Origin of the sequence: Bradyrhizobium sp. AUGA SZCCT0283, assembly GCF_018130385.1 — a bacterium.
Taxonomy (GTDB): domain Bacteria; phylum Pseudomonadota; class Alphaproteobacteria; order Rhizobiales; family Xanthobacteraceae; genus Bradyrhizobium.
Window position 1 is genome coordinate 103270 of sequence record NZ_JAFCLU010000017.1, and the last position, 22190, is coordinate 125459.

General features: G+C 63.1%; 26 protein-coding genes. 13 read left to right on the forward strand and 13 right to left on the reverse strand.

All coding sequences use genetic code 11. The features are described from left to right. Positions 1-10: 10 nt before the first annotated feature. From JQ624_RS22920 to JQ624_RS39350, 4 genes are all read left to right on the forward strand, one after another. On the forward strand, positions 11-253 hold the full coding sequence (locus tag JQ624_RS22920; RefSeq protein WP_212421170.1) for a hypothetical protein: 243 nt from the start codon (positions 11-13) through the stop codon (positions 251-253). A 386-nt stretch (positions 254-639) separates the two neighbouring features. After that, the gene (locus tag JQ624_RS22925) at positions 640-837 is read left to right on the forward strand and encodes a hypothetical protein (RefSeq protein ID WP_249130002.1); all 198 of its coding nucleotides are present in this window, start codon (positions 640-642) and stop codon (positions 835-837) included. A gap of 33 nt (positions 838-870) precedes the next feature. Continuing rightward, positions 871-1110, forward strand: coding sequence for a hypothetical protein (locus JQ624_RS22930; RefSeq protein WP_212421171.1), 240 nt, complete (start codon positions 871-873; stop codon positions 1108-1110). 66 nt (positions 1111-1176) lie between these two features. Further along, entirely contained in the window at positions 1177-1311 is a 135-nt protein-coding gene (locus tag JQ624_RS39350; RefSeq protein WP_283816945.1) for a hypothetical protein, read from the forward strand. 31 nt (positions 1312-1342) lie between these two features. Here the strand turns inward: JQ624_RS39350 and JQ624_RS22935 are convergent, their stop codons facing one another. The 3 genes from JQ624_RS22935 to JQ624_RS22945 are packed head-to-tail and all read right to left on the reverse strand — an operon-like array spanning position 1343 to position 2975. Next, positions 1343-2308: a VOC family protein gene (locus JQ624_RS22935; protein ID WP_212421172.1), complete on the reverse strand. Its 966-nt coding sequence runs from the start codon at positions 2306-2308 to the stop codon at positions 1343-1345. Between the two features lie 32 nt (positions 2309-2340). Next, positions 2341-2730 carry a type II toxin-antitoxin system VapC family toxin gene (locus tag JQ624_RS22940; RefSeq protein ID WP_409334363.1) on the reverse strand — a complete coding sequence of 130 codons (390 nt, stop codon included), beginning with the start codon at positions 2728-2730 and terminating at the stop codon, positions 2341-2343. Between the two features lie 8 nt (positions 2731-2738). Next, positions 2739-2975, reverse strand: a complete 237-nt coding sequence (locus tag JQ624_RS22945; RefSeq protein ID WP_212421174.1) for an antitoxin — start codon at positions 2973-2975, stop codon at positions 2739-2741. A gap of 147 nt (positions 2976-3122) precedes the next feature. Here JQ624_RS22945 and JQ624_RS22950 point away from each other — a divergent pair, with 147 nt between their 5' ends. After that, positions 3123-3407, forward strand: a complete 285-nt coding sequence (locus tag JQ624_RS22950; protein WP_212421175.1) for a hypothetical protein — start codon at positions 3123-3125, stop codon at positions 3405-3407. 48 nt (positions 3408-3455) lie between these two features. Here JQ624_RS22950 and JQ624_RS22955 read toward each other — a convergent pair whose 3' ends face one another. Beyond that, positions 3456-5333 carry an ATP-dependent Clp protease adaptor ClpS gene (locus tag JQ624_RS22955; RefSeq protein ID WP_312014479.1) on the reverse strand — a complete coding sequence of 626 codons (1878 nt, stop codon included), beginning with the start codon at positions 5331-5333 and terminating at the stop codon, positions 3456-3458. A 389-nt stretch (positions 5334-5722) separates the two neighbouring features. On the opposite strand from JQ624_RS22955, the gene JQ624_RS22960 reads away from it, so the two are divergent. Further along, the gene (locus JQ624_RS22960; RefSeq protein WP_212421176.1) at positions 5723-6289 is read left to right on the forward strand and encodes a thiamine pyrophosphate-binding protein; all 567 of its coding nucleotides are present in this window, start codon (positions 5723-5725) and stop codon (positions 6287-6289) included. After that, positions 6286-6885 carry a thiamine pyrophosphate-dependent enzyme gene (locus tag JQ624_RS22965; RefSeq protein WP_212421177.1) on the forward strand — a complete coding sequence of 200 codons (600 nt, stop codon included), beginning with the start codon at positions 6286-6288 and terminating at the stop codon, positions 6883-6885. Before JQ624_RS22960 ends, JQ624_RS22965 begins: the two co-directional genes overlap by 4 nt. Positions 6886-6894: 9 nt before the next feature. Here the strand turns inward: JQ624_RS22965 and JQ624_RS22970 are convergent, their stop codons facing one another. Beyond that, positions 6895-7818 carry a LysR substrate-binding domain-containing protein gene (locus JQ624_RS22970; RefSeq protein ID WP_212421178.1) on the reverse strand — a complete coding sequence of 308 codons (924 nt, stop codon included), beginning with the start codon at positions 7816-7818 and terminating at the stop codon, positions 6895-6897. Positions 7819-7877: 59 nt separating this feature from the next. Here JQ624_RS22970 and JQ624_RS22975 point away from each other — a divergent pair, with 59 nt between their 5' ends. Further along, positions 7878-9110: a rhodanese-like domain-containing protein gene (locus tag JQ624_RS22975; protein WP_212421234.1), complete on the forward strand. Its 1233-nt coding sequence runs from the start codon at positions 7878-7880 to the stop codon at positions 9108-9110. A 46-nt stretch (positions 9111-9156) separates the two neighbouring features. Here the strand turns inward: JQ624_RS22975 and JQ624_RS22980 are convergent, their stop codons facing one another. Next, positions 9157-9873: a DNA-3-methyladenine glycosylase I gene (locus tag JQ624_RS22980; protein ID WP_212421179.1), complete on the reverse strand. Its 717-nt coding sequence runs from the start codon at positions 9871-9873 to the stop codon at positions 9157-9159. A 318-nt stretch (positions 9874-10191) separates the two neighbouring features. On the opposite strand from JQ624_RS22980, the gene JQ624_RS22985 reads away from it, so the two are divergent. Continuing rightward, positions 10192-12084, forward strand: a complete 1893-nt coding sequence (locus JQ624_RS22985) for a DEAD/DEAH box helicase (RefSeq protein ID WP_212421180.1) — start codon at positions 10192-10194, stop codon at positions 12082-12084. A 59-nt stretch (positions 12085-12143) separates the two neighbouring features. Further along, the gene (locus JQ624_RS22990; protein WP_212421181.1) at positions 12144-12434 is read left to right on the forward strand and encodes a DUF1330 domain-containing protein; all 291 of its coding nucleotides are present in this window, start codon (positions 12144-12146) and stop codon (positions 12432-12434) included. A gap of 229 nt (positions 12435-12663) precedes the next feature. Here JQ624_RS22990 and JQ624_RS22995 read toward each other — a convergent pair whose 3' ends face one another. Further along, the gene (locus tag JQ624_RS22995; RefSeq protein ID WP_212421182.1) at positions 12664-12990 is read right to left on the reverse strand and encodes a hypothetical protein; all 327 of its coding nucleotides are present in this window, start codon (positions 12988-12990) and stop codon (positions 12664-12666) included. 337 nt (positions 12991-13327) lie between these two features. Between JQ624_RS22995 and JQ624_RS23000 the strand changes: the two genes are divergently transcribed. Next, the gene (locus JQ624_RS23000; RefSeq protein ID WP_212421183.1) at positions 13328-14584 is read left to right on the forward strand and encodes an aminopeptidase; all 1257 of its coding nucleotides are present in this window, start codon (positions 13328-13330) and stop codon (positions 14582-14584) included. Between the two features lie 24 nt (positions 14585-14608). On the opposite strand, the gene JQ624_RS23005 is transcribed toward JQ624_RS23000, so the two are convergent. Both JQ624_RS23005 and JQ624_RS23010 read right to left on the reverse strand, forming a co-directional pair. Beyond that, positions 14609-15658 carry an amidohydrolase gene (locus JQ624_RS23005; RefSeq protein ID WP_249130003.1) on the reverse strand — a complete coding sequence of 350 codons (1050 nt, stop codon included), beginning with the start codon at positions 15656-15658 and terminating at the stop codon, positions 14609-14611. A gap of 138 nt (positions 15659-15796) precedes the next feature. Next, positions 15797-16627 (reverse strand): MBL fold metallo-hydrolase, encoded by an 831-nt coding sequence (locus JQ624_RS23010; protein WP_212421185.1) that lies wholly within the window; start codon positions 16625-16627, stop codon positions 15797-15799. 212 nt (positions 16628-16839) lie between these two features. Here JQ624_RS23010 and JQ624_RS23015 point away from each other — a divergent pair, with 212 nt between their 5' ends. Then, entirely contained in the window at positions 16840-17724 is an 885-nt protein-coding gene (locus JQ624_RS23015) for an alpha/beta fold hydrolase (protein WP_212421235.1), read from the forward strand. Positions 17725-17727: 3 nt separating this feature from the next. Next, entirely contained in the window at positions 17728-18747 is a 1020-nt protein-coding gene (locus JQ624_RS23020) for an alpha/beta fold hydrolase (RefSeq protein ID WP_212421186.1), read from the forward strand. Positions 18748-18893: 146 nt separating this feature from the next. Here JQ624_RS23020 and JQ624_RS23025 read toward each other — a convergent pair whose 3' ends face one another. The 4 genes from JQ624_RS23025 to JQ624_RS23040 all read right to left on the reverse strand — a co-directional run bounded on the left by JQ624_RS23025 (position 18894) and on the right by JQ624_RS23040 (position 22147). Next, positions 18894-19151 carry an AbrB/MazE/SpoVT family DNA-binding domain-containing protein gene (locus JQ624_RS23025; RefSeq protein WP_212421187.1) on the reverse strand — a complete coding sequence of 86 codons (258 nt, stop codon included), beginning with the start codon at positions 19149-19151 and terminating at the stop codon, positions 18894-18896. A 142-nt stretch (positions 19152-19293) separates the two neighbouring features. Next, positions 19294-19875 (reverse strand): tetratricopeptide repeat protein, encoded by a 582-nt coding sequence (locus JQ624_RS23030; RefSeq protein WP_212421188.1) that lies wholly within the window; start codon positions 19873-19875, stop codon positions 19294-19296. Then, the gene (locus tag JQ624_RS23035; RefSeq protein ID WP_212421189.1) at positions 19875-21398 is read right to left on the reverse strand and encodes a permease; all 1524 of its coding nucleotides are present in this window, start codon (positions 21396-21398) and stop codon (positions 19875-19877) included. Before JQ624_RS23035 ends, JQ624_RS23030 begins: the two co-directional genes overlap by 1 nt. After that, positions 21395-22147: an ABC transporter ATP-binding protein gene (locus tag JQ624_RS23040; protein ID WP_212421190.1), complete on the reverse strand. Its 753-nt coding sequence runs from the start codon at positions 22145-22147 to the stop codon at positions 21395-21397. Before JQ624_RS23040 ends, JQ624_RS23035 begins: the two co-directional genes overlap by 4 nt. Between the last annotated feature and the right edge of the window lie 43 nt (positions 22148-22190).

The window sequence follows — 22190 nt, forward strand, 5'->3', positions numbered from 1 at the left end:
GGAGAGCGCCATGGCTCGCGAAACAAGTTACTTCGTTCAGGCATTCAATGCCGGCCGGGGAGGGAACCTGAAAGCCGATGCCCCGATTGCCTGCAAGACGGAAACGGGCGCGCTTCGCACTGCGGAGCGGCTGGCCTTGAGCAAGCTCGGGGTCGTTGCCTTCTCCTCCACCGGCGACGCGGAGATGGGCGACTATGATGACGAGCCGACGGTCATCTTCCGCAAGGGAGAGCTGCCATCGGCCTTCGATTGAGATAGGCCCGGCAACTTTCCGCGGATCGGGTCTGGCTTCGGAACCGAACGTTTCGATTTGCTTCGGTTGGAAGCGGCGGGATTGCGTCAGCGACCCTTCCGTAGTCGCGATTGAGGTTGGGATAGGTCAAGTGAGCATTGCCGCCGGAATGGCGCTCGCGACAGTCTCCGCGGCGTTTTAGCGCTCGCTATTCCCGCGACGCGAGCCTAGGGTTGACCGTCACCGCGTTTCCCACGGCACCTATCGGTGACTGAGGGTGTAGGAACGCTCGCCGCCGCGACGGACGGAGCTTCTGTTGTCCCAGTTTTGCTCGGCCGGCTGGATCGTCCCGCCGCTAATCGTTCCGCAGTTTCTTCCCTTGTCGGTGGTGGCCGTGGCATTCCTGCATGGATAGGACGAGCGAACTGCACTACCTGATCAGCGGCAACAATCAATTCGGCCGGATCAATCTTAGCCGTCTGGCGGCGGGGGCGGCCGTCAAGAAGGCAAAGGAGCTTTTGCGGGAAGGTTATTTGGACGTGAGGATATCCACGCCCCGCGGCCGGATCCTGCTGCCAGATGAGTTCGATCAGCTTGAAGGATAGCGGAGAGCCGACAAAAGGTCCGGGAGGCAAGCCATGAGCGTCAAGGCCTTCAAGACCGCCGACGAACTCCAGGGTATGATTGTCGAGCAGATAAGGATTCTCCATGGGCCTTGGCCTTCTGGGATGACGATGTTTGTTTTTGACGATGCTTACGGATGGAGCGCCAGCATCAGCCGGCCAATATCGGAGGCCGACGATTTCTATCGCGCCCGGACGCTCGATCTGATCAGGACGTTGAAGGTCAGTTATGATCTGGACGCGCCTCATATCTAGTCGACGACGATATCCAGCCAGATCTGCATTTAGTTCCGACGTCACCACCAACCCAGGGAGATCGACATGGCCAAAGGCGAGCAAAAAGGCAATCGGGAGGCCAAGAAACCCAAGAAAGAGAAGATCAAGGTAATTGCCGCAGCGCCAAGCCAGAAGACCGCTGGCTGGCAGCCGACCTTCGGTTCCGGCAAGAAGAAATAAGGACGGATGCCCTTGGCCGGGGCGAACCGCGTCAGACTTTGATTAGCCGCAGCTTCGTGCCCCAGGGATCGGCGGTCTCGATGCCATCAGCGATCGTCGTAGCCGGCGCGCCCGCCTGCCGCAGGCGCAGCGTTTGGGCCTGCAGGATTTCCTGCGTCGCGACCTCCAGCGAAAACCACGCGAGCCCGGTGGCTGTGTCGTCGCGCGGGCCGGCGCCGGCGCTCTGCCAGACGTTGATCCCGAGGTGGTGGTGATAGCGCCCCGAGGAAAGAAACGCGGCGCCGCTTCGCTTGCGGGTCGGGTCGAAGCCGATGGCGCCGCCATAGAAGCGGTCGGCCCGTTCGAGGTCGCCGACGCGCAGGTGCATGTGGCCGATGCGTAAGTTATCGGGGGCCTTGGCATAGTTGGTCGTGTGCGTATCCGTCAGCGCCAGCAGGTCGTCAATGTCGAGCTGGTCGGTTGCCATCGCCACCGAGCCGGCGTCCCATTTCCAGGTTTCGGGCGCGCGATCGGCATAGACCTCGATGCCGTTGCCTTCGGGGTCGTCGAGATAGACGGATTCGCTGACGAGGTGATCGGCGAAGCCGGACAGCGGGATCCTGTTTTTCGCCGCGTGCACCAGCCAGCGCGCGAGATCCTTGCGCGTCGGCATCAGGAACGCGGTGTGATAGAGCCCCGCCGCATTCCGCGCCTCGCGTGCGGCGCCTTCGCGCCGTTCGAGGTCGAGTAGCGCCACGCCGCCGGAGCCGAGACGCGCGCTCGTGGGCGTGCGCTGCATCACCGTCAGGCCGATCGCGTCACGATAATAGTCGGCGACCTTGTCGAGATCGCGCACGCGCAACGTCACCATGCCGATCCGCATCGGCGTCCGGTTGGCGAAGGTCGGGCCGCCGCCGCCCGCCGTGCCCTCCGCCTGGGCTGCGGCAACGGCTGCCGCGTTCAGCGAAGAAGCGCCCGCAAGATGCAGCAGTGTACGGCGGGTGAGGTCGATGGCCATGTTGGTTTCTCTCTTATCCGCCCGCGATGCTCTCAGGCGAGCCAATTCTCTACCTTCAAGCCGCGAATGCGTTTGAACTCATCTGTATTGGCGGTCACGATCGTGGTGCCGGTCGCGTAAGCATGTGCAGCGATCAGCAGATCGTTTCCTCCAATCGGTTTGCCGGCCGCTTCGAGCTCCGCGCGGAGTCTGCCGTATTCGGTGTCGGCAGGTATGTCCAGCGGGAGCACGTCGATTTCGCCGAGCAGATCTTCAACCGCTTTGAGCAACCGCTCCGAACCGCTCCTCGCGCATCCATAGCGCAACTCCGCTGCGACAATGATGCTCGTAAATACGTTGTTTTCTCCCACCTTGGCGATCCGCTTTGCTGCCTTGCCTTGAGGGTTCCTGATCAGGTCGGAGATTATATTTGTATCCAGCATGTAGCGGGTCAAAACACGTTCTCCGGCTTAGGCAACGGATCGTCGATGTCGGGGATGCCAGACTCGATCGGCTTCATTGTCTTGAGCAGGGCGACAAGTCCGCGCTTGCGCACGGGCTCGATCACCAGACGCTCGCCGTCGCGATGCATGATCGCCTCGTTACCCGGAAGTTCGAATTCGACGGGAATACGAACCGCTTGGTTACGGCCATTGCGAAAGAGCCTGACGTGCCGCTGGTCGGTCATTGCTGCATCTCACTGGAAAGACGGCATATGCCGTAGACATATGCCAAAAGGAGCTGATGTGCAAGAGCCCCCCGTCGCTTCCTCCGGAACCATCATTGCGGCAGGACGTTTGCCTCTCGCAAGCCATTTCAACGATTGGAGACCACAATGACGCGCGTCGCGGCAGCGATCGTCGCTGGGTTGTTGAGCGTGAGCGCCGCAGCCGCCCAGTCCACCGGGACATCAGGCGCAAAGCCGGAGACGGCCTGTACGACGTCGCCGTCGGCAACGACGGGAAGCGGCGAGGAGAAGACCGCGAATTCGATGGCCGTCGAAAAGAGCGCGGTGCTGCCCGATGCCGGCGGCGCGAATTCCGCTGCACCGACGGTGCAGAGCGGTGGCAAGCCGATGAAGGTCAGCCCGGATTGCCCGCCGGACTCGAAGCCGAAGTAGCGCCAGCGACTTGGCGTCGCTTCGATCTACATCGGTGTCTCAGTCCATTCATCCATTGATCATCTCCTGGTGCGCTTCCTGCGCCCCTCCGAGCAGCTTGACGTTAAGCTTGCCACTCGCGAACAGCATGTCATCGAGTGCTTCGCCGATGTCGGCCAATCGGATCGTTGTCCCGACATCCCGGCCGATGCTGGCCTGCGCGGTGCGCCGCATCAATTCCTTGATGAAGGCGGCGCTGACGCCCTTGGTGCGCCCGGCGGCCTCGCTGACGAGGGCCTCATCGAGCGCCAACCCCTTGCCGTAGAGCTGGATCAGCTTCTTGCGGCTGGCGTCGTCAGGTAGCGGGATTTCGATCGCCTGATCGATCCGGCCCGGTCGATTGGCCAGCGCACCCTCGAGTTGTTCGGGTCGATTGGTGGTGAGGATAAAAAGAATGTCGGCATCCTCTTTCAAACCGTCCATTTCATTGAGAAGCCTGTTCAGCAGTGTCTCCTCGCAAGGTCCCATCGTCTCGCGATTGCGCGCGATGAGATCGACGTCCTCGATCACGACCATGGTCGGCTGCAGCAGGCGGGCAAGGTTCATGTAGGCCCCGAGCAACGCGATCTGGCCCGCCGTGATGATCAATGTTGTGTGGCCGGGGAGGTTGCTGGCGAGATAACGGATGGTATGCGTCTTTCCGGTGCCGGGCGGTCCATACAGCAGGATGCCCTTGCGGGTAGACTGTCCGAGTCGGCGCAGTTGTGTGCGGTCTTCCACAAAGTTCAGGACATTGCGGTCAAGCAACTTCAACGTCGCCTCGGGCAGAATCACGTTCGCGCGTTCAACGGGAGGGAGCCTGTGGACCATAAGTCCTCGCGAGCTTCCCCGATAATTTGCGCCCGCGTCAAAGGAGAGAACCTTACCGCGGTAACAATGGGCGGCGTCGACCGCTTTCTCGATATCGGAAAATGAGCGCCTCACAAACTCCGCACTTGCCGAACCGGCAGGAGCCAGGATTTCGATGCGAACGCCCGCTTCTTCGCCATGCTCGCGGTGAGCCGAGAGTAACACCGCATAGCGCAGGTCATCGGCGACGCACAGCCACAATCCATTGTCGAGGCATTTCACCGGCTCGGCCTCGCCGATCTCGACTTCCTGATATTGCGCCGGCGCAATGGCATGCGCGACGTCCCCAAACCGGCTCAGCGAAGCGAATGTGAGCGTTTCGTAGCGGTGACGCTCGTGAATGCCGAAAAAACGGAGCGGCGAGGCCGAAAACAGCTTGTCCACTGCAGCCTGAACGTCAGGCCGCATATGCCCGGGAAACTGTCGCGACGTCGCGATCAATTGATCTTGGGGAATTCCGGCGAAATGCCACTCGATGGCCGCGCTGGCAAAGTGGAACTGCTTTGTTCGCGTGACGTCGATCAAATTATCCGTGACAGCCAAGGTGCAGTCGTCGCAGATCAGCGTCGTCATGCGCACCAAACGGATTTTATCACCGGCGAAATTGCCGCATAGCTTGCAACGATCCGCTTCGACATTCTCGCCGGCTTCGGCTGTCATCACCAGCCGATGGCCCGACGCCAGGATGCGTTCTTGTGAGGCCTGCAGCAGCGCCTGTGCGACGGCACGCGGATACGTTCCACAGACGGCCTTGCCCCTGATCTCGATCGTCGCCATCAGTTCGATGGCGTCGCTCACCGATTGGTTGAAGACCGAGCGTAGAAGGCCGATGACAAATTCCTGCGGGGTATCTTTGTCGTCATGAATAACGAGCCGAACGTAACCAGCTTCAACGCCGTTCATGGAAAACTCCCGAAAATGAACTGAAGCAAAGCTGCCGGATGCAATCGAACAAATCAAGAACAAAGTTGTCGGACTGCCCGCCAAGGTTGCGGTGATCCGCACGGCTTTGATGCCGTCAAAGGCCCGCGCTTCCACGCTATTTTCTCAAACGATTTCAATGTACGGACGTGGGTGCGGGGGAGCGATGGACACGAAATGTGCGCAAGACGACCGCACATGAAGCGTACGGCGAAGTCATATCCAGCCGTGATTGCGAGAGCAGCCAAGCAATCCACCTCTCCGCTTGCCGCGCCATGGGTTGCTTCGCTCCGCTGGCAATGACGGGAAGTGATCCCTGAGTTTCGGACCGCGCCATCGTCCCACCGCACACGGCGTGCTTTAGCTTTCACCCACGTCGCCGGCCGCTCACCCCAGCCTTTCAATTTCGCGATAGAAGCCATGCTCACATTCAAATTCCTTGTCCCTGTGCCGCGACCTATTGTCCATGCCAATTACCCCCGGAAGCGCAGAGGAAATTGAGCCCGATGGCGGAAGCAGCAAAATCACGGAGCGAGGCGGTGCCGGCGCTGCCGACGTGGCCGGACGAGATCTATCGTGTGCTTAAGGACGCCGGCATTCGTCAGGTCGCGATGGTGCCGGATGCCGGCCACAGCCGCCTGATCCGCTCCTTCGAGGCCGATCCCGAAACACGCGTCGTAACGCTGACGACGGAAGAGGAAGGCGTGGCGATGCTGGCGGGCGCGTGGCTCGGCGGCGAGCGCGGCGTTCTGCTGCTGCAATCGAGCGGTGTCGGCAACTGCATCAACATGCTGTCGCTGCCCGTCATTTGCCACATGCCGCTGTTGATGATCGTCACCATGCGGGGCGATTGGGGCGAGTTCAATCCGTGGCAGATCCCGATGGGGCAGGGGACGCGGCCCTCGCTGGAGGCGATGGGCGTGATCGTGAAAAAGGTGGACGAGCCTGATCTCGTCGCCTCCACCGTGCAGGGCGCGGCGCACCTCGCTTTCAATACCTGGAAGCCGGTGGCGGTCCTGATCGGACAGCGCGTGCTCGGCGCCAAGAATTTCAAGGAGCTTGCCCGCAAATGACCAATCCCAACGCGCTTCTGCACCGCCGGGACGTCGTCAACGAATTGTTGCGCGATCGCGCCGATCTCCTCGTCATCGCCGGCCTCGGCGCGCCGAACTGGGATGTCTCCGCCGCCGGCGATCATCCCAACAATTTCCCGCTCTGGGGCGCGATGGGCGGCGCCTCCATGATCGGGCTCGGGCTGGCGCTGGCGCAGCCGAAGCGCAAGGTGCTCGTCGTCACCGGCGACGGCGAGATGCTGATGAATGTCGGCTCGCTCGCGTCAATCGCGGTGGAAGCGCCGAAGAATCTGACGATCGCCGTCCTCGACAATGAGCGTTTTGGCGAAACCGGCATGCAGAAAACGCCCACTGCTTCCGGTGTCGACCTCGCCGCCATCGCCACCGCCTGCGGCATCCGCACCTCGCGTATCGTCCGCACGATGGCCGAAGTCACCGAACTGCGCGACCTCGCCCATGAGAGAAGGGGAACGGCCTTCGCGCAGATCAAGATCAATCCCGAGGCGCTGGTCTTCGTGATGCCGCCGGCGGATGGCGTGATTCTGACGACGCGTTTCCGGCAATCGGTGCTGGGAGACGAGGCGCTGTTTAATTGAGGAGTGGCGCTACGCCGTCATGTTGATCTTCCACAGCCCTTCCCTGGAGAGATGCTGAATCTCCGACACAATCAGCGTCGCAATCGTCGTCGTCGCGATCGACGGCGGATGGGCGATCGGCGAGGCCAGGATCAGTTCGCGCGACACCGAGGGGCTGACGGCCGCCATCTCCAGCCGTTTCGCCGCGACCTCGGTGCGGATGGCCGACGGCGGCAGCAGCGTGTAGCCGAGCCCTTCCTCCATCAGGCTGATCTGCGCCCGATAAGAATCGACCTCGATCATCGCGTCGAGCTTCAATTTCTCGCGCGCCAGCGCCTTCTCCAAGAGCGCCCGCAAGCCATGCGAGATACTCGGCAGGATCAGCTTCTGCTTCACCAGCCATTTGAGGTCGACCTGCTTTCGCTTGTTCAGCCCCGACCCCGGCGGTCCGACGGCGACGATATCCTCGCGGCCGATCGACTGGACCTGAAGATGCAGATCCACCGCGGGGCCGTAGATGATCGCGAGATCCATTTCACCGCGGTGCAGCCACTCGACCAGATGCCCGCCATAGCTCTCCACGATGCGCAGCGAGACGTCGGGAAATTCGTTGATGACGCGGCGGGCGAACCGTCCGGACAGCACCGCGCTCACCGTCGGCACCAGCCCGAGGATGACGCGGCCCGACGGATTGCCGTTGGCCGATTTGAGGTCGTCGCTGACCTGTTCGATCTGGCGGATCAGCCCGGTGGTGCGGTCGAGCAGCATCCGGCCTGCGCTGGTCAAGAGCATGCCGCGCCCGTTGCGGACGAACAGCTCGACGCGCAATTCATGCTCGAGCAGCTTGATGTGCCGGCTGAGCGCGGGCTGGGCGGCGCGCAGCCGGTCGGCGGCCTTGCTGAGGCTTCCGAGTTCGGCTACGGCCCGGAAAGTCCGCAATTGTTTGAGATCCATAGCCTTCCCAAGGTGCCCATTCTGGAAGCCATCATATGCCGTTTTCAAAATCCCCGTCCATGACGGGTGCCTCCGTCACTCCCCAGCAAGTCCGCACCGCGCTGCTGCTGCGCGATGAAATCGCACTGCTCGATGTCAGGCACGAGGCCGTCTTCGCCACCGGCCATCCCCTGTTCGCCGCCAACATGGCGGCCGACCGGATCGCGCTGGAAGCCGAAGCGCGGTTGCCGCGCAAGGACGTTCCGGTCGTCCTCTATGATGACGGCGAAGACCTCGTCGGCGTAGCGGCGGATCGCCTGAAAGCCCTGGGCTACAGCAACATCCACCAGCTCGATGGCGGGCTGCAGGGCTGGAAGCAGGCGGGCTTTGAGCTGTTCCAGGACGTCAATTCCTATGCCAAGGCCTTCGGCGAACTGGTGGAGCATCGCCGCCACACGCCTTCACTGGCTGCCGAGGAAGTCAGCGCCCTGATGGCGAATGGCGCCAACATTCAAATCCTCGATGTCCGCCGGTTCGACGAGTACGCGACCATGAATATCCCGGGCTCGATCAGCGTGCCCGGCGCGGAGCTGGTGCTGCGCGCGGGCCGCGCCGCGCCGGACCCCGAAACCACCATTATCGTCAATTGCGCCGGCCGTACCCGCTCGATCATCGGGACGCAATCGCTGATCAATGCCGGCGTCACCAACAAGGTGCGGGCGCTGCGCAACGGCACGATCGGCTGGACGTTGGCCAAACAGAACCTCGAACATGGTGCGGGCAGGCGCGGCGAGATCGGCGCCATCGCAGGCGGCGAGGCCAACGCGCGCGACGTCGCCTATCGCGCCGGCGTCCGGCGTATCGGGTTTAAGGAAATCGCGGCACTGCAGGCGCAGGCCGACCGCACGCTGTATCGCTTCGATGTGCGCTCGGAGGAGGAATATGCCGCCGGCCATCTCGCGGGCTTCCGCCATTACCCCGGCGGGCAACTGGTGCAGGAGATCGACATGGCCGCCCCGGTGCGCGGCGCGCGCATCGTGCTGACGGACAATTTGAAAGTCCGCGCCGACATGACCGCGTCCTGGCTCGCGCAGATGGGATGGGAAACCTATGTGCTCGAAGGCGGCTATGACGGCACGCTCGAGATCGGCCCGCCGCTTGTGATCCCAAAGCCCGATCCGTCACATCGCTACCGTCGTCCCTATGAGGGCACCGATATCAAGGAAAGCGCGATGCAGGCCTATCTCGACTGGGAGTACGGCCTCGTCGAGCAACTCCGCCGCGACGCCACGCATGGATTCTTCGTGATCTGATTGGCCGGTGACGATGCGTAGGACGGGTGGAGCGCAGCGATACCCATCAATCACCGCCCATCATGCTCTCGAGCTTCTCCGCCGCATAATTCTCGCCGATCGACAACGCGCAAATCCGCGAGAGCTGCACGTAGGAAAGCCCGGTCTCCTCGGCCCATGCGTTGAACTGCGCCTGCACCTTGGCGAGATCGCGCTTGGAGGTGACGGTCTCGGCGATGTCGAGCCCGGCATCGCGCAGGCACAGCACGACGTCCCTGGAGGTGACGAAGCCATCCCAGCCGAGGAAGCGCAGCATCATCTGCCCGGTATTGCCGCCGAGCCGGCTGCCGCGCTTGGCCAGCAGTTCGAGCAGCCCGGCCTCGTCGGATGAGGGCCAGTTCGCGAGGAATTTGCCGAAGCTGCCATGCTCCCTGGCGATGTCCCTCACGAAGCTGGCATTGGCGCGGACCGACATGATCTTGGCGCCGTTGCGGACGATGCGCGCGTCCTTCATCAGGTCGTCCCAGAACTCGTCCGGCTTCAGTGACAGCGGCCCGGGCTTGAAGCCGAGAAATGCCTTCTCGAAGCCTGCCCATTTGCTCTCGATCACGCTCCAGGCAAACCCCGCCGAGAACACCCGCCTGGTCATTTCGGCGAGAATCCGGTCGTCGCCGAGTTTGGCGAGCGCTTTCGGGTCGGGCTTGGCCGGCAGCAGCCTGGCGAGCGCCTTGGGACCGCCCTTGCGCTTCTCGGCCCGGGCGCGAATGGTCTTGAACGCGGTCACGGTTTACGGCCCCCTTGAACGACGGCTGATTGTGAAAACAGGCGTAAAACGCCTCAAAACCGCAGTGTAGCCGATCATTCCCTGATTCCCAGCGTCGCTGCATGCCGCGTGAAAGGTTAACCGTCGCAGAAGTGATCGGCTGACCTGCAAAGAATGGATGGCGTATTGGCCCGTTTTCGCCTAAAGCACCCGCAACCTCAGTGAAATCGGTCAGGCCGTACGGCTGCGCTTCGTGAACGCGCAGCTTCGAGCCATTTCGGTTCGGGGCAGTATTCAACATTTTCCGGCTGATAGAGCCAACCTGGGGTCTGACATCTCGTGACATTATTGCCCACCCATCCGCCGCTCGCCCGAGCTTTGGCGGAACGCAACTTCGATCGGCTAACACAGGTCCAGACCGCCGTCCTGGCCGACGATGCGGCCGGCCGCGACCTGCTGGTTTCGGCGCAGACCGGTTCGGGCAAAACGGTCGCCTATGGTCTGGCGCTTGCGAGCAACCTGCTGGATGGAGCCGAGCGGTTCGAGCGGGCCGCCGCCCCCTTGGCGCTGATCGTCGCGCCAACGCGCGAACTGGCGCTTCAGGTGCACCGCGAACTTGCCTGGCTCTATCAATATGCCGAAGCACGCGTGGTTTCCTGCGTCGGCGGCATGGATCCGCGCCGCGAGCAGCGTGAACTCGCCGCGGGCGCCCACATCGTGGTCGGCACGCCCGGGCGGCTCTGCGACCATTTGCGGCGCGGCCGGCTCGATGTTTCGGAACTGAAGGCGATCGTGCTCGACGAGGCCGACGAGATGCTCGATCTCGGTTTTCGCGAGGACATGGAATTCATCCTTGAGGCCACGCCGGACGAACGCCGCACGCTGCTGTTTTCGGCGACATTGCCGCGCGGCATCGTGGCGCTGGCGAAGGAATATCAGCAAGCTGCCTTTCGTGTCGAAGTTGCGGGCGACGAGGGCGGCCATGCCGACATCGAGTACCGCGCGATCCGGATCGCGGCCGGCGATGTCGAGCACGCCGTCGTCAACATTTTGCGATTCTACGAATCGCCGAGCGCGCTGGTGTTTTGCAACACGCGGGAAGCCGTCCGGCATTTGCAGGCGACGCTGCTGGAGCGCGGCTTCTCCGTGGTCGCGCTGTCGGGCGAACTGACCCAGAACGAGCGAACCCAGGCACTGCAGGCGTTGCGGGATGGCCGCGCCCGCGTCTGCGTCGCGACCGACGTCGCCGCGCGCGGCATCGATCTGCCGAACCTCGACCTCGTCATTCACGCCGACATTCCGAATGATCCGGAAGTCATGCAGCATCGCTCCGGCCGTACCGGCCGCGCGGGCCGCAAGGGCGTCAGCATCATTTTGGTGCCGCCGGCGCGCAGGCGGCGCGCCGAGGTACTGCTGAACCTGGCCGGCATCGATACGGTTTGGGGCACTGCGCCCCAGCCGGATGAAATTCGCAAGCTCGATCAGGAGCGCATGCTGAAAGATGCGCTGTTTTCGGAAGAGACGACGCCTGAGGATCTGGCGTTGGCACAGGCCTTGCTCGCCGAGCGGTCGGCGGAGGACATCGCCGCGGCGCTGGCGCGGCTTTATCGCGCGCGATTGCCTTCGCCCGAGGATATCATCGATCCCGGGCAGGGCAGTGGCCGGTCCCGCGAGGATCGCGGCCGGGAAAGGGAAGGCCGTCCGCCGCGCGGCGAGGATCGCAGCGCCGCGCCGCGATCGAAGAAGGGAAAATCATCGCCGCGTCACGCCATGGGCGAAGGCAGCGTCTGGTTCAGCGCCTCCATCGGCAGCCGGAAGAATGCGGAAGCGCGCTGGCTGTTGCCGATGATCTGCCGCCGCGGCGGCATCGACAAGTCTGACATCGGTGCCATCCGCATCATGGACACCACCTCCGAATTCGAGATTTCCGCCCGTGCCGCGGAATCCTTTGCCATCAAGATCCGGCGTCCCGACAAGGAAGACAACATCCGGATCGAGGCGCTCGCAGGTCCCTCGCCGCGCGAGGAGGTTCGTGAACAGGCGTGGACACCGAAGCCGCACGGAAAAAACCCAAAGACCTCCGACAAGCCGATGTTTGACAAGAAACCGCGTTACGATACCAAAAGGCGGGATCGAGGCGAGCAGGCGCACGCGGGAAAGCCGCGGCATGAAAATGCAGCATCTGCGAAGCCCGCATTCGGAAAGAAGAAAAAGAAGAAGTTTCGTGGCTGATCGGTGCGACCATCGCTGATAGCGCGGGCGCTCACCTGCCACGCAGATGAGGAGCTATCATGAGCGTCTACATCATCGCCCAACTGAAGTTCACCCGCCGCGAACTCTACGACCGCTATCAGTCGCGCTTCATGGGTGTGTTCAGCAAATTCAAGGGCAAGCTGCTGGTGGCGGACGCGCACCCGGTCGTGCTGGAAGGCGAATGGCTGCGCGACAAGGTCGTGATCATGGAATTCCCGGATGAAGCCGCGGCGAAGGAATTTCAGAATTCTCCCGAATATCAGGAGATATCGGTGGATCGGAAAGCGGGCGCCGACGCCATTGTGCTCACCGTCCGCGGGCTGAGCTGAGCGCAACGCGCTGCCTCGTGGTCTTGAAAATGGCCAGGGGCGGTGGTCGTCAGCCATCCTGCATTTGAATGACATAAGCGCGTCTCGCCTCAAGCGCGTGTCAAGGGTTTATCAAGCTTCCTCACGTCCATTTGTCTCGCGCGACGAAGCTCCTGTGAACTATCTCACAGCCCTTCGTCGCGTTCGCTGACATTTTGCCCGCGCGAACCACACACCAGCACGCGGGGCATCAGCAATGCGTACTTCCTCCGAAGGCGAGCCCAGGCCGCGCACGAAGCGCAGGGGATTTTTTACGCGCCTGCTTGAAGCGCTTCACCGTTCGCGGCGCCGCGACGCGATACGGGTACTGCGCCGTTACCGTCATTTGATTGCCGGGCAGGCGCAGATTCGTCCCGCGAGGCATGTTCCGGAATCCGGACAAGCCGAAAAGAGCAGCCGAAATGCCCACGGAAATGATACGCTTGCCTGCGCCATCCGCCGAGCGCGCCAGAATGCCAGGAATGAATTCGCATGACGTAACGCCGCTCAGCATCACTGCGCTTGCCATCATCGCCATCCTCGTACTGGTCCTCCATGTCGCAGGCGGCGACCTGCTCGCTCGTTCGCAGGCGCATGCGTCGGTTGCTGCGCCGGACGATGAAGCGAAGTGTCCGGCGGACGCGAGGTCGCCGGCACCGTCGCTGCCGTTTGACTAACCGACTTACGAGGGGGCTGGACAGTCTGCCGGCGCTGTTTGCAGGTTCCATGCTCGGCATTGTTGCATTCCGGAACATCGGCGAGGTCGGGTTTCGAAGAACGATTCTTGTGCTATTGGTGATCTCAGACGCCTCGCTTGGCCTGATTCTGGCGGGCCGAGCTTCGGGGCCGCGACATCCATTTGGCCAAAGAGAATCATGACCGCACATCAGCGCAACGTTTCCGCCTCGATCGATCCCGTGAAACTCGACCGCCTCGCCGAAGTCGCCGTGAAGGTTGGCTTGCGGCTGCAGCCGGGACAGGACCTGCTGCTGACCGCGCCCTCGGTCGCGCTGCCGCTGGTACGCCGGATTGCCGAACATGCCTACAAGGCCGGCGCGGGTATCGTGACCCCGTTCCTGTCGGATGAGGAGATCACGCTGGCGCGCTATCGCTACGGCCACAACGACAGTTTTGATCGCGCCGCCGGCTGGCTCTATGAGGGCATGGCGAAGGCGTTCACCGCCAACACCGCGCGTCTGGCCATCGTCGGCGACAACCCGATGTTGCTGTCGGGCGAGGATCCGGTGAAGGTGGCGCGCGCCAGCAAGGCCAATTCGATCGCCTATCAGCCGGCGCTGGAGAAGATCGTCAATTTCGAAACCAACTGGAACATCATCGCCTATCCGAGTCCGTCCTGGGCGAAGCAGGTCTTCCCCGATGTTCCGGAGGACGTCGCGGTAGCAAAACTGGCGGACGCGATTTTTGCGGCGTCGCGCGTCGATCAGGACGGCGCCGTCGCGGCCTGGGAAAAGCACAACGCGGTGCTGCGCGAGCGGACCGACTGGCTGAATGGCCAGCGTTTTCACGCGCTGAAATATTCCGGCCCCGGCACCGACCTGACGATCGGGCTTGCCGACGGCCATGAATGGGAAGGCGGCGCGTCGACCGCCAGGAACGGCATCACCTGCAACGCCAACATCCCGACCGAGGAAGTTTTCACGACGCCGCATTGCCGGCGTGTCAGCGGCCATGTCGTCAGCTCAAAACCGCTGTCCTATCAGGGCACCCTGATCGACAACATCGCGGTGCGGTTCGAGGAAGGCCGCATCGTCGAGGCAAAAGCCTCGCGCGGCGAGGAGGTCTTGAAGAAAGTGCTCGACACCGATGAAGGCGCGGCCCGTCTCGGCGAAGTGGCGCTGGTGCCGCATTCCTCGCCGATCTCCAAAAGCGGGCTGTTGTTCTTCAACACCCTGTTCGACGAGAACGCCGCCTCGCATATCGCGCTCGGCCAATGCTACTCGAAATGTTTCGTCGGCGGCGACAAGCTGACCCCGGAGCAGATCGCGGCGCAAGGCGGCAACAAGAGCATCATTCACATCGACTGGATGATCGGATCAAGCGAGACAGATATCGACGGCATTCACGCCGACGGAAGCCGCGTGCCGGTATTCCGCAAGGGCGAGTGGGCGTGAGGCGATCTGTCGCGCCGGCCGACGTCAATCGAACGTCAGCTTGTAAAACCCGGTCGCCGTCCCGGAGAACAGCGCCGTCTTCTCCGCTTCGCTATATTGCGCGGCCAGCCGCTTGAAGGCGTTGAAGATCACCTGATAGCTGCACTGGCCTTTATCCGGCGGGAAGTTGCTCTCGAACATGCATCGGTTGGCGCCGAAGGCCTCGATGCAGGTTTCGATGTAGGGACGCCATGCGGCCGCGGCTTGTTCGGAAGACGGCGGTTTCGGCCGCAGATGAAAATCGTAGCCGAGCAGGCACATCGCGAGTCCGCCGAGCTTGACGACGACGTTTTCACATTTGGCGATTTCCTGGATCGAGGCTTTCCACACCGGGAAGATTTCCTCGCGCCGGCCGGCATAGCTGCCGATGCCGATCGGCCCGCCGCAATGATCGAGCACGATTTTGGTGTCGGGAAAGGCGCGGGCGAGATCGGTGAGTTCGCCGATCTGCGGATGAAACAGCCAGGCGTCGAAGCTCAAGCCCAATGGCGCGAGGCAGGCAAAGCCCGTGCGGAAGGTGTTGTCGAGCAGCAGTCCTTTCGGCCGTGTCGCATACATGCCGGCCACGTTGGGATCGGCATCCCACGCCGACGAGTGCCGAATGCCGCGGAAGCGGCCGTTGCCGGCAACGATCTCCGCCTCCAGCACGGCCTTCGCACCGTCGCCGAGCAGCAGATTGACGTGGCTGACGATGCCGGCGCAGATCGCGGCCTTGCCATAGCCGCCGCTTGCTGCCATCGCCGCCACGCCATTGGCAAACTCGACCTCGCCGACGGGCCGGAACGCCTCAGGGCCGTGCGCGCGGTACATCGAGCGGCAGTCGACATAGACTGTCGCGATGATGTTGTGGCCGGAGGCGATGTCGGCCGCCATCTCCTCGATCATGTAGCGCAAGCCGCCGCGGTTCCAGAGATGGTGATGCGGATCGACGATCGGGCGGGCGGGATCGATGATCTCCTCGGTGTGTTGCGCGAGCCAGTCCTCGCGCGGATCGGTGTAGAGCCCGCTCTTCGAGGCGGGTGCAGTGCTGGCCATGAGTTTCGCTCCCCTAGTGTTGTTGATTTTTGTTTTCGTCATTGCGAGCGCAGCGAAGCAATCCATCTCTCGGCTCGCTGAACTATGGATTGCTTCGCTGCGCTCACAATGACGGCGGCAGGCATTTGCGCACCGGGCTCACACCCCATCCAGGATTATCACCGTCGGTGTTCCCGGCAGTGTGTCTCGCGAAATCTTCAGCGTCCGCTCCGTCCGCTGATCGACGACGAACTGCTGGCCGATCAGGCGCATGAATTCATCGAGCGGGGTGGCGAAGCGGTGCATCGGCAGCACCACGGAAGAGCGTAGCCGCCTGGTGATCTCGGAGATGCCGTCGAGCGACATCGTATAGGTGCCGTCGATCGGCACCATCACGATGTCGAGCCGGCCGATCGCCGCGAAATGCGTGTCGTCGAGCTTGTGATGGAGATGGCCGAGATGACCGATGCAGAGGCCGGCGACCTCGAAGATGAAGATCGAGTTGCCATCCTTGATCATCGCGCCGCTGGTGCCCTCGCCATAGTAGCGGCGGATGTCGGTGGGCACGTTGCGGATATAGACGTCGCCGACGCGCGTTGAGACATGCGCCGCCTGCCCGTTCTCGCCCCAGCCCTGCAGGACGTACGGAATTTTTGGATCGGGAAATAAAGTGTAGTGCGTCGAGTGCGCCCGGTTCATGGTGATGACATCGGGCAGCCGCCCGGTCCGGTAGGCGCCGTTGAAATCGGTCGCTATCCGCACGCCCTCGGGCGTGTCGATATAATAAGTGGAATGCCCGACATAGGTAATGGCGACTTCCTGCGACTTGGCGGCTATGCGCCGGAAGCTGACCGGCACCGCGAGCGGCGGGGCGTTCGCCATCGCCAGGCATTCGCTGCGCAAGGGTTGCTGCTGGGCTGCCGCTGGGCCGATCAGCGAGCCGAGGAAGGCAAGGGCTGTGGCAAGGGATACGTTCAGCGATCGCATCATGGCATGACCCATCCGCGGCACAGGCCGCAGCCGATACTGTATCTTCGAATTCCGTGGACGTCATGATGGCATTCGCGCACGGCAGCGCGCCGGAATTGCTTCATCGGGGACGGGCAAATGCCGTATTATAAAATTCACCCAGGGAGTTCGCCGTGACTGAAAAGACCGCCGCCTCGGCCCCGCATGCCCCGTCATCGAAACGGCTGGAGCCGTTGCGCCAGGTCGATGCCGGTGTCCTCAGCATCGCCTGTTATGAGGCGGGTCCCGCCGAGGGACCGGCCGTGATGCTCATGCACGGCTTCCCCTACGACATTCACAGCTATGTCGACGTCGCGCCGCAACTGGCGGCCCAGGGCTGCCGTGTCATCGTTCCCTATTTGCGCGGCTACGGCCCGACCCGGTTTCGCGATTCCGCGACGCCGCGCTCGGGCGAGCAGGCGGCCATGGGCGCCGACATGATGGCGCTGATGGACGTGCTTGGGATCAAGCGCGCGGTATTCGCGGGCTATGACTGGGGTGGCCGCGCGGCCTGCGTCGGCGCGGCGTTATGGCCGGAGCGCTGCATTGGCCTCGTCTGCGTGAATTCCTATCTGATCCAGGATATTGCGAAGGCCATGACGCCGCTGCGCCCCGAGCGCGAGGTCGCGCTCTGGTACCAATATTACTTCCAGCTCGAACGCGGCCGCGCGGGACTGGCCGCCAACCGGCGCGAGATCGCCAGGATATTGTGGACGCAATGGTCGCCGAACTGGCCGTTCGACGATGCCTGCTTTGAGCGGACTGCAATGGCCCATGACAATCCCGATTACGTTGATGTGGTGATCCACAGCTATCGCCACCGTTTTGGCCTGGCCGACGGCGATCCGCACTATGCCGATATCCAGCGCAGGCTGGCGGCGCTGCCTCCCATCACCGTGCCCACGATCACATTGGACGGCGCCGGCGATGGCGTTGCGCCGGCAACCGATGGCACCGCCAGCGCGGCGAAATTCACTGGCCGCCGCGTTCACCGCGTGGTGCCGCGCGCCGGGCACAATCTGCCGCAGGAGGCGCCCGAGGCGTTTGCCGCGGCGGTGATGGAGCTGGTCAAGGCGTAAGCAATGTCTGATTCTGTCGATCGCGGGCGCCGTCTGCTGCTCGGCGCGGCCTTGTCGGGAGTAGCTGGCAGGGCGTTCGCCCAGGCTGATGCGCCCGCGCGTCCGGCGGCCGCGCCGTCGTCGCGGCGGATGGAGCCGTTGAAGCATGTCGATGCCGGTGTCCTCAACATCGCCTATTATGAGGACGGCCCCGCGGATGGTCCGGTTGCGATCCTCCTGCACGGCTTTCCCTATGACATTCACATTTATGTAGATGTGGCCCCGCAACTGGCTGCGCAGGGCTGTCGCGTCATCGTCCCTTATTTACGCGGCTTCGGCGCGACGCACTTTCGCGATTCCGCCACGCTTCGCTCCGGCGAGCAGGCGGCCATCGGCGCCGATGTGATCGCGCTGATGGATGCGCTCGGCATTCCGCGCGCGGTGCTCGCCGGGCACAATTGGGGTGGCCGAGCCGCTTGCGTCGCCGCCGCGCTGTGGCCGGAGCGGTGCCGCGGCATGGTGAGCGTGAACAGCTACCTGATCCAGGACCTTGCGCGCGCTACGGTGCCGATCAGCCCCAAATATGAGGTCGCGCTCTGGTACGAGTATTATTTTCAGACCGAGCGCGGGCGGGCCGGGCTGGCTGCCAACCGGCGTGAGATCGGCAGGATATTATGGGAGCAGTGGTCGCCCGAGTGGGATTTCGATGACGCCACTTTCGAGCGCTCCGCTAGGGCGCATGACAATCCCGATTATGTCGACGTCGTGATCCACAGCTATCGCCATCGCTTCGGCGCGGCGGCAGGCGATCCGCATTATGCCGATGTGCAGCGGCGGCTGGCGTTGCTACCTCCGATCTCCGTGCCGTCAATTACATTGGATGGCGACAAGGACGGCGTGCTGCCCGCGAGCGACGGAAGCGCCAGCGCGTCCAAATTCTCCGGCCGCCGCATCCACCGCGTGGTGCCGGGTGCCGGACATAATATGCCGCTGGAAGCGCCGGAGGCTTTTGCAGCGGCGGTCATGGAGCTGATCCGCGCTTAGGTCGACTTTGCCGCATGGCCAGCGGCCGCGGGCGTTTTGTCATCTAGTTCGTCATGCCCGGCCTTGTGCCGGCATCCACGTCTTCGTTTCCTTGGGCGAGAAAGACGTGGATGGCCGGGACAAGCCCGGCCATGACAAAGGAGAGATCAGCGTCGCTTGCCACTCCATCCTCGGGCGATAACGTCGTTCATCTCGTTTATTGAAAGCGACTTGCCTTTTTGCTTCGTTTTCAAGAAGCCGAAAACATCGGAAATTTTGCCCGTCGACTGAGCTGCCTTAATCTCTATTGTCCCGTTGGGAAGCTTGCTTATGGTGACTTTCCCGCCGGGGCGCACACCTAGCTGTTCAAGCAAGTCCCTGCGCAGGGTGACCTGACCTTTAGTGGTGACGACAACCGCGCTCATGGCCAATCTCGAATTTGATCTCTGAAAAGTGAGGCTGGAAAGCCAATGATTCAAGATCAACCGAGAATAGTTTTGCGCGGGGTTTGGCTGCTCACGCCCGCCGTGGGCGTGACGGTGAGTGTTGCGTTCGCGGCCTCAGCAATCAGTGAGTATAAGTCCTCAGGACATAGCGGGCTTGTTCGAAGCCCATCTCAGCCGCCTTCCTCAGCAGCCGCAGCGCCTCTTCGCTCGGGCGGCCGTCGACGAACTGCCTTATGGCAAAGAGGTACAACGTCTCCTGGTGCTCTTGCGCATAAGCTCGGCCGTACCACGACTGTGCGCCCTCGGGATCGACCGGATACCCATATTGCCCGGTTTCCAAATACCACGCCAAGTGGTGCTGCGCTTCGCCGTATCCATTCTCGGCCGCACGTTCGAGCCAGTAGTTAGCTAGTTCGATATTTCGAGCCTGGAGATTGCCGAAGCGAATGTGCATTCCGAGCTCCCATTGAGCCTCTGCGTTGTCGCCCTCGGCCAGATCTTCAAGTCTGCCAAGCCAGTGCTCGGTTCGCGCCGGGTCAATCGGAAATCCTTCCTCTCTCCCTGCATGCCAGAATGCTGCATGGAAACAAGCAACGGGATCACCTTGTTCCGCGGCGGCCTCCATCAGTCGAAGAGCGGCAACGTTATCGTCGCGGTTGTATGCTTCCCATGCCTCCAGAAATAAGCGCGATCGTGCTTTCATCACCCCCGCCGCGGGCTGATCTTCCACGTCGCCGCGAGAATGGCCGCGGTCATCGCGCCGCTGATCACGGCGGCGATCGGTATCGTGAGCGCCAGCGCCGCGGTCGCGGCCCAGCCGATCGAGCAGAAGGCTTCGGCGAATGTCGCCGGCCGCGACGAGGTCTGGCGGCGGCGGAACTGGCTGCGTTTGGCCTGCACGCGGAACCAAAACTGGATCGCAGCCGCCGAGACGGTTGCGACGATGACGCCGAGCGCGGTGACGATCGCCTGTGTCACGGAAGCAAAGGCAAGGGCTGCGATCAGCGGCGCGAAGATGGCGCCGATTGCGATCAGCACCACCTCGACCTTGGCGCGGGTCACGCGCGACGGCTGCAGCGGCGCGGTCGCGACCAGGTCGGCGGCGTCTTCGCCCGAGATCGTCAGCCAGGCAAGGCCGCCGGCAAGCTGGCCCGCCGCCATCACGATCACGGGCGTGATCAAGACGATCGCGGTCGAGCTTTCGGAAAAACTTCGCCACAGCATCAGGGCCGGCGGCACCAGATACAGCAGTTGCATCAGGCTCTGCGACAACAGCCACGGATCGCGGCGCAGCAGCAGGAACTCCTTGGCGCGCAGCGCCTGTTGCCGCGAACCGCCGCGAAATGCGGTCGCGCGCGCTCCGCGACGGACGGACCGGGCGGTTGCGGCGACACTGACGACGGTATCGGCAAATCTCGGCGAGAACACCGCCATCACGGCGCCGAGCAGCACGAGCCCGCCGGCCATCAGCCACGACAGCACCATGCCATCGCCGATCGCCGCGCGCGCCGGCCACCACAGCGGGCTGTCGAGCGCCGGCGCATAGGCCGCAGCGGCATCGGAGGTCAGCACCGCAAAGCGTGACAACGTACCGTAGGAAAGGATGGCGGCGACCTGCAGCGCGATGACGAAGCCGGCGCCGATGATGGCGGCAACGATCTGCGCGACGAGACGGGTGCGGCTCGGGCCGATCAACCTGAACAGCGCGACCGTGATCGCGATCGCCACGGCGGCAGCGGTGAGGCCAATGGCGACGACGACGCCGAACGTCGAGAGCCATCTAATGCCGCCGCCAATCACGAGAACGTCGACAAAGGGCGTCGACAGCAACAGCGCCATCCCGGTGACCGACAGCGCAATCGCCGCGATCCGCACCGAGAACACGTTGGCGAGGTTCGCAGGCGACGACATGATGAGGTCGAGATCGGCGCGGGCGTAAAACACCCGCGTCACGGATTCGATGGCCTGCGACAGCATCAGGGCCCAGGCAAGGAAGATGGTCGCCGTGATGACGATCAATTCAGGCTTGCCGAGCGGGGCTTGCAGATCGGCGAAGCGGCCGATCACCGCATAGGCCGGCAGGTGCATGATGGCGACGAACACGATCAGGGCGATGATCGCGCGCTTTCGCTTTCCGCGGCTGCCGGCGATCATCGCCAGCCATTCGCGCCAGGCCAGACGGATCTCGTGCCGGGCAAACCAGCTGAGCGCCGCGGCCGAACTCATGCGGCGGCTGCCTCAGTGTTGACGAGGGCGATGAACATGTCTTCGAGGCTGGTATCGTTGCGGCCGTTCTGCTGGCGCAGCTCAGTGAGCGTGCCCTCGGCCACCAGCCGGCCGGCGGCGATGACGCCGATGCGATCGGCCATCCGTTCGGCGACTTCGAGAATATGCGTCGTCATGATCACGGTGCAGCCGGCACGGACGCGGTCCTGCAGTAATCCCTTGACGTGACGCGCCGACAGCGCATCGAGGCCGGTCAACGGCTCGTCCAGGATGATCAGCCGGGGATCGTGAACCAGCGCGCCGGCCAGCGCCACCTTCTGGCGCATGCCCTTGGAGAATCCTTCGCAGCGCTCGTGCAGATGCGGCTCCAGTCCGAGCGACACCAGAAGCTGCTGCGCCGAGGGGCCGGAAACCGCGGGATCGATGCCCCAGAGGCCGGCGACGAATTCGAGATATTCCAGCGGCGTCAGCTTGTCGTAGATCATCGGTTCGTCGGAGACCCATGCCATGATCTGCTTGGCGGCGACGGGATCAGCGAGTGCGTCGATGCCCAAAATGGAGACAGAGCCGGCGTCGGGCCGCAGCAGGCCGGCGACCATCCGCAAGGTCGTGGTCTTGCCGGCGCCATTGGGGCCGAGCAGGGCGTAAAATTCGCCCGCGCGAACGGTCAGGTCGAGCGCGTCGACCGCGGGGCGGTCAAAACGCTTCGTTAACCCTCGCACTTCGAGCGCCGATACATCTGACTGCATGATGACGGGACGGTCCGATTTCGTTTCGTCGTTCGAGGAACAT